The organism is Bradyrhizobium sp. ma5 (assembly GCF_042258955.1).
Classification (GTDB): domain Bacteria; phylum Pseudomonadota; class Alphaproteobacteria; order Rhizobiales; family Xanthobacteraceae; genus Bradyrhizobium.
In genome coordinates this window covers 820,834-834,106 of the sequence record NZ_CP170156.1, presented here as the reverse complement: position 1 = coordinate 834,106, position 13,273 = coordinate 820,834, and the positions used below count along the sequence as shown (strand labels likewise).

Annotated in this window: 9 protein-coding genes; 7 read left to right on the top strand and 2 right to left on the bottom strand. The window is 66.2% G+C overall.

The window, feature by feature from the left end; translation table 11 throughout:
• Positions 1 to 90: 90 nt before the first annotated feature.
• The 6 genes from ACE103_RS03825 (at position 91) to ACE103_RS03800 (ending at position 10,093) form a co-directional block, all read left to right on the top strand.
• Positions 91 to 411: a hypothetical protein gene (locus ACE103_RS03825; RefSeq protein WP_223974373.1), complete on the top strand. Its 321-nt coding sequence runs from the start codon at positions 91 to 93 to the stop codon at positions 409 to 411.
• A 228-nt stretch (positions 412 to 639) separates the two neighbouring features.
• Positions 640 to 1,386 (top strand): outer membrane protein, encoded by a 747-nt coding sequence (locus ACE103_RS03820; protein WP_375778383.1) that lies wholly within the window; start codon positions 640 to 642, stop codon positions 1,384 to 1,386.
• Positions 1,387 to 1,623: 237 nt separating this feature from the next.
• Positions 1,624 to 3,768 carry a methyl-accepting chemotaxis protein gene (locus tag ACE103_RS03815; protein WP_375778382.1) on the top strand — a complete coding sequence of 715 codons (2,145 nt, stop codon included), beginning with the start codon at positions 1,624 to 1,626 and terminating at the stop codon, positions 3,766 to 3,768.
• Between the two features lie 218 nt (positions 3,769 to 3,986).
• On the top strand, positions 3,987 to 5,051 hold the full coding sequence (locus tag ACE103_RS03810; RefSeq protein WP_223974376.1) for an MBL fold metallo-hydrolase: 1,065 nt from the start codon (positions 3,987 to 3,989) through the stop codon (positions 5,049 to 5,051).
• Positions 5,052 to 5,239: 188 nt separating this feature from the next.
• A complete protein-coding gene (gene hemA, locus ACE103_RS03805; protein ID WP_223974377.1) occupies positions 5,240 to 6,469 on the top strand; it encodes a 5-aminolevulinate synthase in 1,230 nt (409 codons plus the stop codon).
• A gap of 114 nt (positions 6,470 to 6,583) precedes the next feature.
• The gene (locus tag ACE103_RS03800) at positions 6,584 to 10,093 is read left to right on the top strand and encodes a NahK/ErcS family hybrid sensor histidine kinase/response regulator (RefSeq protein ID WP_375778381.1); all 3,510 of its coding nucleotides are present in this window, start codon (positions 6,584 to 6,586) and stop codon (positions 10,091 to 10,093) included.
• A 17-nt stretch (positions 10,094 to 10,110) separates the two neighbouring features.
• On the opposite strand, the gene ACE103_RS03795 is transcribed toward ACE103_RS03800, so the two are convergent.
• Positions 10,111 to 11,517 carry an MFS transporter gene (locus tag ACE103_RS03795; RefSeq protein WP_375778380.1) on the bottom strand — a complete coding sequence of 469 codons (1,407 nt, stop codon included), beginning with the start codon at positions 11,515 to 11,517 and terminating at the stop codon, positions 10,111 to 10,113.
• A 94-nt stretch (positions 11,518 to 11,611) separates the two neighbouring features.
• On the opposite strand from ACE103_RS03795, the gene ACE103_RS03790 reads away from it, so the two are divergent.
• Complete coding sequence (locus ACE103_RS03790) at positions 11,612 to 12,247, top strand: helix-turn-helix transcriptional regulator (RefSeq protein WP_375778379.1); 636 nt, start codon at positions 11,612 to 11,614, stop codon at positions 12,245 to 12,247.
• 1 nt (position 12,248) lies between these two features.
• Here the strand turns inward: ACE103_RS03790 and ACE103_RS03785 are convergent, their stop codons facing one another.
• Positions 12,249 to 12,923: a response regulator transcription factor gene (locus ACE103_RS03785; protein ID WP_223974381.1), complete on the bottom strand. Its 675-nt coding sequence runs from the start codon at positions 12,921 to 12,923 to the stop codon at positions 12,249 to 12,251.
• Between the last annotated feature and the right edge of the window lie 350 nt (positions 12,924 to 13,273).

Below are 13,273 nucleotides of genomic sequence, written 5' to 3'. Positions count from 1 at the left end.
TGAGAAGTCGCATGCGCGGCGTATAGACGGCTCCCCGAGCACATCATGTGACTCACTTCACACTTTACTGTCGCGGAGCGGACCCTAAGCGTGACCGGCCCAGAACTCAGAAAATTACGCAAACATCTCGGCGAGGCGCTCGGCCGGGAGCTGACGGCGGCGGATATGGCGAAGCTGTGCGGGCTGCCGGCGGCCGGCGGCGCCGAAAAGCTCCGCAAATGGGAAGTCACCGGCCCGACCCCGAAGGTCGCAGGCCTGCTGCGCGTGCTGGCGATGGCGAGCGAGCACTATCCGATCCTGGAGAAGTTCGACGTGTTCGATCGCCATGACGTTCCGGTCAGGGATCGCGCCGCACGCCGCCAGGCGTTCCGCGAACAGATGCGCGACGACGTGCGCAAGCGATTGGACTAGCCGACGGCCTGGTTAACGGAACAAGCGCGTCGCGCACGGCGCGTTAAGCCTTCCGTCATTCCGGCTTAAGCGTTCGTTAGGCACAACAAAACGTTTCACCGCGAAGGGTGCGACTTAACGCGCCAAGTCGTCTTCCGGTGACAGCATTTTATTCAAATGCGGTCTAACGCATCGCCATGGATGGCGCCATTCACGCTGCGCCTCATGACTTGTCCGGAGACTGCCCCCATGAAGAAGTTCCTGCTCGCAACCGCAGCCGCAGCTGTTGCCGTCGCTGCCGTTGGCGCGACCGCCCAGGCCGCCGATCTCGGCTCCCGTGGCTATTACCAGAAGGCGCCCGCGCCTGTTTACGCCGCGCCGCTCTACAACTGGACCGGCTTCTATCTCGGCGGCCATCTCGGCGGCGTGTTCTCCCAGAACAACACGTTCAACGGCCTCGCGCTGTCGGACTCCAGCGCCCGCTTCATGGGCGGCGTCCAGGGCGGCTACGACTGGCAGCTGTCGCCGATGTGGGTGATCGGTCTCGAAGGCCAGTATTCCTGGGTCGGCAGCCACCAGCTCAACGCGATCTTCCCGGGCGGTTACGTCTACAACAACAATCAGCGCGGCATCGCCTCGATCACCGGCCGCGTCGGCTACACCTGGGGCCCGGGCCTGATCTATGTGAAGGGCGGTTACGCCTATTCCGACAACAGCGAAACGGTGACGCTCGGCGGCGCACCGATCGGCTTCGCGCTCAGCGACAACCACAGCAACGGCTGGACCATCGGCGGCGGCGCCGAATACATGTTCGCGCCGAACTGGTCGGCCAAGGTCGAGTACCAGTACTACGACTTCGGCGACAGCCGCTTCACCGCACCGGGCGCGCTGGTGCCGGTCGGCAGCTTCCACAATGACGAGCACACCGTGAAGGCCGGCCTCAACTACCGCTTCAACCTCGGCAACCTCGGTGGCCCCGCTTACGGCCGGTACTGAGATTATCGATCACCACAACCAAGAGTGGAAAGGCCGGCTCGCGCCGGCCTTTTTGCATCCGAACGCGCGCATCTGTTCCGCACAGCGAACCAACACCGCGTTGGCGCGCGGCAGCCGCGAAAAATCCCGCAGATCGTCGCAATTTTCCCGATTTTGTTAACCCGCCGCACCGATACTCCCGCGCCGGGGAAACATCCAAGAGTAGTGGCCAGGAGTACGGCCAGGGGGCACGGGGCAATGGCGTTTCGTTTCAAGCTCGGCAAACCAAATCTCAAGCGTATCCGCCTGCCGCAGATGGGCGTCAGGGGCAGCCTGTTCGCGGCGTTCGCCGTGATCGCAGGCATGGCGCTGGTGATCAGCGCAGGCGCCGGCATCGTGCTGCATCAGCTCGGCGGCACCATGAGCGATCTCTCCGGCCGCGACATTCCGCGGCTCGCCGCGAGCCTGCAGCTTTCCGCGCAGAGCGCGTCGCTCGCAGCCCAGGGGCCCGGCCTGCTCGCCGTGCAGAGCGAGGATGCGCTGAACGATCGCACCAAGAAGGTGCAGGAGGTCGCGCAGCAAACCAATGCCAAGCTTGGCGAGATCATCGAACTCGGCGCCGACAAATCGGTCGTCAGCGCGCTGCAGGAGAACGTCAAGAACACCGACGAGGCGACCAAGAGCCTGATCTCGGCGGCGCATGAACGGCTCGACGTCGGCGCGCTTCGCGACAAGCAGTACAACGCGCTGCGCAAGGCGCAGGGCGCCTTCGTCTCCGCCGCCGGTCCGGCGATGCTCGACGCGCAGACCCGGCTCAACGCCATCCTCGGCGCGGCCGATGTCTCCGCCGACGCTGCCACCGAAGCGGCCCGCACCGTCGGCCAGATCGGCAACGTGCTCGCGGCCGGCAATCTGATGGCCGCCGACATGACCGCGGCGCTGTCGGCCAATTCCAGCGAGACGCTCGATGCCATCGAGACGGAATTCAAGAAGGGCCGCGACCGCGTCAAGTCCAACCTCGAGGACCTGCCGAACAATCCGGCGATCGTTGCCGTGCGCGACACCGCGCAGAAGCTGCTCGCGCTCGGCGAAGGCAAGACCGGCGTGTTCAAGATCCGCCAGAAGGAACTCGACGCGATCGATTACGGCCAGACCATCCTGGAAGAGACCCGCAAGCTCAATGTCGGGCTCGGCATCAGCGTCCAGCAGCTGGTCGACGCCGTGCAGAAGGAGACCGACTCCGCGACCTTCCAGGCGCGGCAGCAGATCTCGCTCGCGACCACGGTGATGATCGGGCTCGGCGCGCTGACGCTGGTCGGCTCGTTCCTGTTCGTCTGGCTCTATGTCGGGCGCAACATCCTGCACCGCATCCGCGGCCTGCAGCGCTCGATGCAGCTGTTGTCCGACGGCGACCTCGACACCGAGATCCCGCAGAGCCGCCAGCGCGACGAGATCGCCGTCATGGCCGACTCGTTGCGGGTGTTCCGCGAGAGCATGATCGAGAGCCGCGAGCTCACCGAGAATCAGAACAAGGACCGCTCCGCCAAGGCCGAGCGCGCCTCGCGCATGGAGACGCAGATCGTCGCGTTCGAGTCCAATGTGCGCGGCGCGCTGGGCAGCCTGCAGACCGCGGCGAACTCGATGCAGTCGACCGCGCAGAGCATGTCGGCGACCGCCGACCAGTCGAGCGCATTGGTCAACGCGGTGGCCTCGGCCGCCGAGGAGACCTCGGTCAACGTGCAGACGGTGTCGGCCGGCACCGAGGAGCTGTCGTCGTCGATCTCCGAGATCGGCCGCCAGGTCGTCACCTCGGCCGAGATCGCCCGCAAGGCGGTCGAGGAAGCCAGCGCCACCGACACCACCATGCAGGGCCTTGCCGACAATGCCGCGCGGATCAGCGTCGTGGTCGACCTGATCCAGACCATCGCCTCGCAGACCAATCTTCTGGCGCTCAACGCCACCATCGAGGCGGCGCGCGCCGGCGAGGCCGGCCGCGGCTTTGCCGTGGTCGCCTCCGAGGTGAAGAACCTTGCGAGCCAGACCGCCAAGGCGACCGAGGAGATCCGCCAGCAGATCGTCAGCATGCAGGAGGTGACGACGACGGCCGTCACCGCGATCCGCAACATCTCGAGCACGATCGGCGAGATCAACGACGTCACCACCGCGATCGCCGCCGCGGTCGAGGAGCAGGGCGCGGCGACCCGCGAGATCGCCCGCAACATCCAGCATGCCGCGGGCGGCACCAGCGAGGTGTCGAGCAACATCGTCGGCGTCTCGACCGCCTCGGCCGAGGCCGGCGCCGCCGCCGGCGAGGTGCTCAGCGCCTCCGACGCGCTGCGCCGCGAGGCCGACGTGCTGCGCTCCGAAATCGACGGCTTCCTGTCGAACATCCGCGCGGCGTAACGAGCTACGTCGTTCCGGGGCTATGCGACAGCATCGAACCCGGAATCTCGAGATTCCGGGTTCGCCTCTTCGAGGCGCCCCGGAATGACGGCGCAAACTCACGCACCCCGCTTCGCTTGATCCGGGCTACGGAATTCTTGGATTTCCCACCCCATTCTCCGGACGACTATCTGATTTTTCGGCTGGCGCGGCGGCCCGGGTCCCGCTAAGTCGGTAGCATGCATACGAAGACCGACAGCCTTCCCTCCTCGGCGGAGGCATTGCGATACCCCTGGGAGAACCATCCCGGCCACGACCAGGTCGTGGAGGTGGCCCCCGGCGTGCTGTGGGCGCGGCTGAAGCTGCCGTTCCGCCTCAACCATGTGAACATCTACCTGCTCGCCGACGGCGACGGCTGGACCATGGTGGATGCCGGCTTCGGCAATGAGGAATCGATCGCGGCCTGGACCACGCTGTTCGAGGGACCGCTGAAGCACGTCAAGGTCAAGCGGCTGATCGTGACGCATTCGCACCCCGACCATGTCGGCCTCGCCGGCTGGATCACCGAGCGCTTCGACTGCCCGCTGTACATGTCGCAGGTGGAATATCTGCAATCGGTCTATCACCAGAACCGCGGCACCGAGGAGCGGCGCAACGCGCAGCGGCTGTTCTTCCGCCGTCACGGCATGGACGAGGACCTGACCGAGAAGCTGCTCGGCCGCGGCCAGGATTACCTGAAGCGCGTGTCGGTGCTGCCGCCGTCCTATCACCGCCTCACCCATGGCGACGAGGTCGTGATCGGCACGCGGCGCTTCAAGGTGATCACCGGCGGCGGACACGCGCTCGACCAGGTGATGCTGTATTGCGCGGCCGACAAGCTGTTCCTGTCCGCCGACCAGGTGCTGAGCAAGATCTCGCCCAATGTCAGCGTCTGGGCGGTCGAGCCCGAGCAGAACTCGCTCGGCGAATATCTGGCCTCGCTGGCCAGCCTGACCACCACCCTGCCCTACGACGTGATGGTGCTGCCCGGCCATGGCGTGCCGTTCTATGGGCTGAAGACCCGGATCAAGCAGCTCGCCGATCACCATGAGGAGCGCTGCCGCCTGATCGCCGAGGCCTGCCGCGAGGTGCCGCAGACCTCCAAGGAACTGGTGCCCGTGGTGTTCCACAAGCACGTGCTGGACGAGCATCAGATGGGCTTCGCCGCCGGCGAACTGGTCGCCCACGTCAATTACATGCTGGTCGAGGGCCGTCTGACAGCCGAGATGCACGCCGACGGCATGCTGCGCTTCAAAACGACTTGAGCGCCGGGCCGGGCGGCAAGGCATCGCCCGGCCGATTTGACCGAAGTCAAGCCGAACAGTCCCCAGCTAGGGCAATTTGCCCAACCGCGACGCATGCCCAGATGTGGGCCAGTGCATAGACATTAGAGCTGGAAAAGCTCTAAGAAGAGGCAGCTTTTCCGGTCAGGTTCCGCTTTCTGGGTTCGCCGATGAATTACAGCCAGTTTTTCCAAACCGCCCTCAACCGCCTGCATGACGAGCGGCGCTACCGGGTGTTCGCCGACCTCGAACGGATCGCGGGACGCTTCCCGCACGCGACCTGGCACTCGCCGAAGGGCAGCCGCAACGTCGTGATCTGGTGCTCCAACGACTATCTCGGCATGGGCCAGCACCCGAAGGTGGTCGGCGCCATGGTCGAGACCGCGACCCGGGTCGGCACCGGCGCCGGCGGCACCCGCAACATCGCGGGCACCCATCATCCGCTGGTGCAGCTCGAGGCCGAGCTCGCCGACCTCCACGGCAAGGAAGCCTCGCTGCTGTTCACCTCGGGCTATGTCTCGAACCAGACCGGCATCTCGACGCTCGCCAAGCTCGTTCCGAACTGCCTGATCCTGTCGGACGCGCTGAACCACAATTCGATGATCGAAGGCGTGCGCCAGGCCGGCTGCGAGCGCCAGATATTCCGCCACAACGATGTCGCGCATCTCGAAGAACTGCTGATCGCCGCCGGTCCCGACCGGCCGAAGCTGATCGTCTGCGAGAGCCTTTATTCGATGGACGGCGACGTCGCGCCGCTCGCCAAGATCTGCGATCTTGCCGAGAAATACGGCGCCATGACCTATGTCGACGAGGTTCATGCGGTCGGCATGTACGGCCCGCGCGGCGGCGGCATTGCCGAGCGCGACGGCGTGATGCACCGGATCGACGTGCTCGAGGGCACGCTGGCGAAGGCGTTCGGCTGCCTCGGCGGCTATATCGCTGGTCGGGCCGAGATCATCGACGCGGTGCGCTCCTATGCGCCGGGCTTCATCTTCACCACCGCGCTGCCGCCGGCGATCTGCTCCGCCGCAACCGCTGCGATCCGCCATCTGAAGACCTCGAACTGGGAGCGCGAGCGCCACCAGGACCGCGCCGCCCGCACCAAGGCGATCCTGACCGCCGCCGGCCTGCCTGTGATGTCGAGCGACACCCATATCGTGCCGCTGTTCGTCGGCGACCCCGAGAAGTGCAAGCGCGCCTCCGACCTGCTGCTCGAGGACCACGGCATCTACATCCAGCCGATCAACTATCCGACCGTCGCCAAGGGCACCGAACGGCTGCGCATCACGCCCTCGCCCTACCATGACGACGGCCTGATCGACGCGCTGGCCGAGGCCCTGCTCCAGGTCTGGGACCGGCTCGGCCTGCCGCTGCGCCAGAAGTCGCTGGCCGCCGAGTAACCCTATCCGCGTCCACCCCCGAATTTGGGCCGGCCGTGCATCGCACCGCCGGCCCTTTGCGTTATAATCCTGGCACCCGGCCCTCCCAGCGGCCGGGACAGGAGATGAGCAGCGATGCTGCACGACTGGGGCGTCATCGCCACGGCGTTCGCCTACATTGGACTGTTGTTCTTCATTGCCAGCCGCGGCGACCGGAGGTCGGCGGGGGCGCGCGGCCGTGCCAGCCAGTGGATCTATCCGCTGTCGCTCGCGATCTATTGCACCTCCTGGACCTTCTTCGGCTCGGTCGGCTTCGCCACCCGCACCAGCGTCGACTTCCTGGCGATCTATGTCGGCCCGATCGTGATGATCGGGCTGTGCACCCCGCTGCTCCGCCGCGTCATCGCGCTCGCCAAGTCGCAGAACATCACCTCGATCGCCGACTTCATCGCCGCGCGCTACGGCAAGAGCCAGGCGGTCGCGGCCACCGTGGCGCTGATCGCGATCATCGGCTCGGTGCCCTACATCGCGCTGCAGCTCAAGGCGATGGCCTCATCGCTGGAAACCATCCTGAGCGAGGACCAGGCGTTCTCGAAAATCCCGATCATCGGCGACATCGCGCTGATGGTGACGCTGGCGATGGCGGTGTTCGCGGTGCTGTTCGGCACCCGCCACACCGACGCGACCGAGCACCAGCACGGACTGATCCTGGCGATCGCCGCCGAATCCATCGTCAAGCTGGTTGCCTTCATCGCCGCCGGCGCCTTCGTCACCTTCTGGATGTTCTCACCGGTCGAGCTCTACGAACGCGCCCTGAAGACGCCGGAGGCGGTACGCGCGATCGAATATGTGCCGTCGCTCGGTAACTTCCTGATCATGACACTGCTGTCGTTCTGCGCGGTCATGCTGCTGCCGCGCCAGTTCCACGTCAGCGTGGTCGAGAATTCGGCGCCCGGCGAAGTCACCCGGGCGCGCTGGCTGTTCCCGCTCTACCTCATCGTCATCAATATCTTCGTGATTCCGATCGCGATCGCAGGCCTCGTCATCTTCCCGTTCGGCGCCGTCGATGCCGACATGTTCGTGCTGGCGCTGCCGATCGAGGGCAATGCGCAATTGCTCAGCCTCGCGGTGTTCGTCGGTGGACTCTCGGCGGCGACCGCGATGGTGATCGTCGAATGCGTGGCGCTGTCGATCATGGTCTCCAACGACATCGTGCTGCCGCTGGTTCTGCCGCGCAGCGACGATGCCCGCGCCGGCCAGAAGGACTTTGGCGACTTCCTCCTGAAGGCGCGCCGCTTCTCGATCTTCGCCATCATGGTGCTGGCGTATTTCTACTATCGCGCGCTCGGCAACACCCAGCTGGTTGCGATCGGCTTGCTGTCCTTTGCCGCGATCACCCAGCTCGCGCCGGCGTTCTTCGGCGGGCTGTTCTGGCGCCGCGCCACCGCACGCGGTGCCATGGCCGGCATGCTGGTCGGCTTCGCGATGTGGCTCTACACGCTGTTCATCCCGAGCTTCCTGGAAAACTCGACCACCGGCCTGATGCTGCTGCAGCATGGGCCGTTCGGGATCGAGGCGCTGCGGCCGCAGGCGCTATTCGGCGCCGATTTGCCGCCGCTGCTGCACGGCGTGCTTTGGAGCCTTGCGCTCAACATCGTCACTTACGTCTTGTTCTCCCTGGCGCGCGCGCCGTCCTCGATCGAGCTGTTGCAGGCCGACGTGTTCGTGCCCAACGCACTGGCCCCGATCGCGCCGAGCTTCCGGCGCTGGCGCACCACGGTGACGGTGCAGGACATCGAGAGCACGGTGACGCAATATCTCGGCCCCGACCGCACCCGCGAGGCGTTCGCCGCGTTCGCCGTCGACCGCAACCTCATGCTGCTGGCATCGGCGCCGGCCGATTTCGAGCTGCTGCAGCACGCCGAGCGGCTGATCGCCTCCTCGATCGGAGCGGCGTCCTCGCGCCTCGTGATGTCGCTGCTGCTGCAGCGGCGGACGGTGTCGGCCAAGGCCGCGCTGAAGCTGCTCGACGATTCGCACGCCGCGCTGCATTTCAACCGCGAGATCCTGCAGACCGCGCTCAATCACGTGCGCCAGGGCATCGCCGTGTTCGACGCCGATCTGCAGCTGATCTGCTCCAACCGCCAGTTCTCCGAACTGCTCGCGCTACCGCCGCATCTGGTGCAACTCGGCATCCCCTTGCCCGAGATCCTCGAATTCATGGGCGCGATCAGTCCGCCGCCGGCCGGTGACAGCAACAACCTGCTGCAACTGCGGCTGCGCGCCTACACTACCGAGGGCGAGCCCTATCTGGAACGCTTCACCGACCGCCATCTGGTGATCGAGGTCCGCGCCAACCGCATGCCGGGTGGCGGCCTCGTCATCACCTTCTCCGACGTCACGCCGAGCTTCGAGGCCGCCGAGGCACTGGAGCGCGCCAATGCGACGCTGGAAAAGCGGGTACGCGATCGCACCGAGGAGCTGACGCGGCTGAACTCCGAGCTCGCGCTCGCCAAGGGCATCGCGGAGGACGCCAACGCCTCCAAGACCCGCTTCCTGGCGGCGGCCAGCCACGACATCCTGCAACCGCTCAATGCGGCGCGGCTCTATGTCACGAGCCTCGTCGAGCGCCAGAACGGCGGCGAGGATTCGCGCTTGGTCGAGAACATCGACGACTCGCTCGAGGCGATCGAGGACATCCTGGGCGCGCTACTCGATATCTCGAGGCTCGATGCCGGCGCCATGACGCCGGCGATCACGAGCTTCCGGATGGCCGATTTGATGCGCTCGCTCGAGATCGAGTTCATGCCGATCGCCCGCGACAAGGGCCTCGATCTGCGCTTCATCGCCTGCTCGCTGCCGGTCGAATCCGACCGCTCGCTGCTGCGCCGGCTGTTGCAGAACTTCATCTCCAACGCGATCAAATATACCCCGCGCGGCCGCGTGCTGATCGGCTGCCGCCGCCGCGGCGACACACTCCAGATCAGCATCTTCGATACCGGCGTCGGCATTCCCGTGCAGAAGCGCGGCGAGATCTTCAAGGAATTCCACCGCCTCGAACAGGGCGCCCGGATCGCCCGCGGCCTCGGTCTCGGCTTGTCGATCGTCGAGCGGCTGGCGCGCGTGCTCAACCATCGCATCGCGATCTCGGCCAATGTCAGCGGCGGCTCGGCATTCTCGGTCACCGTGCCGGTCGCCACCGCCGTGAACCATACCGCGGCCGTCACCACCGCCACGCCGCTGTCGAAGACGCCGATGAGCGGCTCGCTGATCGTCTGCATCGAGAACGATCCCGCCATCCTCGACGGCATGAAGACGCTGCTGACGGCGTGGGACGCCGAAGTGATCGCGGTGCTCGATGCCGACGGCGCGATCATCGCGATCGAGGCCGCCGGCGGCCGCGTCACCGGCGTGCTGGTCGACTATCACCTCGACCGCGGCAACGGCGTCGCCGCGATCCGCGAGATCCGCCGCCGCTTCGGCGACGGCATTCCGGCGATCCTGATCACCGCCGACCGCAGCCCCGCGGTGCGTCTGGCCGCGCGCGAGGAAAATATCGCGGTGCTGAACAAGCCCGTGAAGCCGGCCTCGCTGCGCGCGCTGCTCGGACAATGGCGCACCCAGCAGATGGTGGCGGCGGAGTAGCCTTAAGACCGGCCGGCTTACGGCCTGCGCAGCGCCCGCAGGCGGAGCCCGGCGGCGAGGGCGAGCATGGCCGGCACCACGAAGCTCGCCGGCACCCAGAAGGCGGCGCGTGCCATCGTCGCGTCGGCAATCGCACCCGACAGGCCGCTGGCATTCGCGATCAGGCCAGCGATCGCCGCGCCGAACGCAAAGCCCATCTGCTGGATGGTCGGCACCGACGAGGCCGCGACCACCTCGTCGCCTGCCTTGGCACTGTCCATGATGCGATGTGCGACGAGCGGCCAGCACTGGCCGATACCGGCTCCCAGCAGCGCGATCGCCACGACCAGCAGGATGATGGACGCCGCGCCGTTTGGACCGAGCCAGCCGATCGCGACAAGACTAGCTGCCATGATCACAGGACCGGTCAGCATCAAGCGGTCCGCGCGGCGGGCCGAGACGCCGGCCGTCAGCAGCGAGGCGGCGCTCCAGCCCAGCGACGCGCAGGCGACCGTGAAGCCGGCCGAGAGCGGATCGAAGCCGTGCAGCTGCTGCAGGAACATCGGCACGTAGATCTGCAACGGACTGAAAGTAATGCAAAGCAGCAGCGCGAGCCAAAGCCCGACGCCGGTGCCGGTGCGCCAGGAGAACGCGTCACTAGGCAGCAGCCGGGGTGACGCCAGACGATCGAGCCGGATCATCGTGACAAACGAGACGATCGCCGTGACGATCAGGCCGAGCTTCAGCAAGGACGATCCGGCAGCAGAGGTGGCCGACGTCGCGGCGATGGCAAGGCAGATCAGCGCGACACGGCCGAGCGGCAAGCGCGCCGGCGACGCGCGCTGCGCCGCCGTGACCGGCGGCAGCACGAAGAAGGCAGCGATCGCCAGCACGGCGGCCGTTGCGGCGCTGGCGACAAAGGCGCCGCGCCAGCTCGCGAAATGCGCGAACAACCCACCGACCAGCGGGCCGATCAGCACCGACATGCTCCAGCTCGTCGACATCAGCGCGATGGTTCGCGACCACATCTGCTCGGGAAACGTGCCGCGCACCAGCACATAGGCGACGGCAGCCTCGAGGCCGCCGCCGAATCCCTGGATTAGCCGGCCGGCCACGATCCAGCCCATCGCGGGGGCCAGCGAACACAGCACGGCGCCGACGCCGAAGATCGCAACGCCGACGCAGTAGACCTGCCGGGCGCCGAGCGCGGTGGAGAGCACACCAACGCAGCTCGCCGCGACGATGGAGGACGCCAGATAGGCCGTGGTCGGCCAGCTCAGCATGCTGACACCACCGAGTTCGCCAACGATCGACGGCAGCACCGTCGTCAACATCAGCACGTTCATGGATTGCAGCAGCACACCGCCGAGCAGGACGGCCAGTGTCGGGATCCATTCGCGCTTGAGGAGCGATCGCCACCCCGCGCGGACTTGTTGTTGCTCCATGTCGGAGTTCTCCTTCCGGACTGGCGCCAAGGCAGTTGCACGCGGCGGCGATTTCCGGTTATTTTAGATAGTATCTTGTTTCTAAAATAGGCCGATGAGTCAAGACGACATAAACAGCCAGGATCGCATCCAGTTCGAACTGAAGACGCGCGGCCCGCAGACCGCCGCCGGCATCGGCGCGCGCCTCGACATGACGCCTGCCGGTGCGCGCCAGCATCTGCTTAAGCTCGAAGCGGCGGGCCTCGTGGAAAGCGGCGATGAACGCGAAGGACGCGGGCGGCCGCGCAAATATTGGCGTCTGACGGCGGGCGGCCACGCGCGCTTCCCCGACCGCCACTCCGACCTCACGCTGGATCTGCTGCGGTCGATGCACGCGGTGTTTGGCGAGCGCGGCCTGGAGACGCTGATCGCGCATCGCGAACGCGCCGGCATTGCCGACTACCGGAAGGCGGTCGGAACCGAAGGCTCACTCCGACAGCGGCTCACGGCGCTCGCCCGGATCCGCAGCCGCGAAGGCTATATGGCGAGCGTGGTCAAGGACGCCGGCGGATTCCTGCTGATCGAGAACCACTGCCCGATCTGCGCAGCGGCGGCTGCCTGTCAGGGCCTCTGCCGCTCCGAACTTGCTGTGTTTCGCGCGGTGTTGGGCAGCGACGTCGTGATCGAGCGCGTCGATCACATCCTGGCCGGTGCGCGACGCTGCGCGTACCGGGTGATGCCGGCTGCGTAACTCAGCTCGACGGCGTGCCCTGGCGCCACTGGCCACCGGCGATCTTGGCGGCGGCGATTACGGCCTGGGTGCGGCTTTCGACGCCGAGCTTCTGCAGGATGGCCGAGACATGGGCCTTGATGGTCGCTTCGGAGACGCCGAGCTCGTAGGCGATCTGCTTGTTGAGCAGCCCCTCGGACAGCATCATCAGCACCCGCACCTGCTGCGGGGTCAGCGTCACCAGACGGTCGCGCAGCCGCGTCATGTCGGGATCGCCGGCCGCCGACAGATCGGTGTCCGGCGGAACCCAGACGTCGCCCTCCATCACCTTCATGATGGCGTCACGCAGCGTCTCGACGCCGAAGCGCTTGGGGATGAAACCGGAGGCGCCGAAATCGAGCGAGCGCCGAATGGTTCCGACATCGTCGCTGGCGGAAACGATGACCACAGGAATCGCCGGATACTGCGCCCGCAGATAGATCAGGCCGGAGAAGCCGCTGATCCCCGGCATGCTCAAGTCGAGCAGAATCAGGTCGACCTCGGAGTCCCGTTCCAACAGCGCGGTCAGGTCCTCGAACGATCCGGCCTCGCTGATGGTGGCCGAACTCACGACGCTGGACACCGCCTGACGCAACGCATCGCGGAACAGCGGATGGTCGTCGGCGATGACAAGATGAGTATTGGCAGCAGCAGTCATCTCAGTCCCACAAGCGGGCTTTGGGAAGCCCGCGCCGTTCGGTTGTCGCCCGCGTGGCAGTATCACGCAAGCCCTTGATAATACCAGATGCCAACTCAGTTAACCCGCCAAGCTTGTGCGCCGCAACAGACGCACGCGGGGACGTTCCATCCAGCTCACGCCTGCAAAGATAAGTTCAAGCGTGTAAAAGCCAAAAGTCTTATTGGGACGGGTTTCACTGCGATGTTACCCTCGACTTAAGCCTAAGGTCCATTCGGACCTAACCCGCCAGCCGGGGGCGAGCATGGCAGCAATAATTCGGGGGGAGCAATCCAAATGTCCACTATGACTGCAACTTCGGCGCGGCCCGC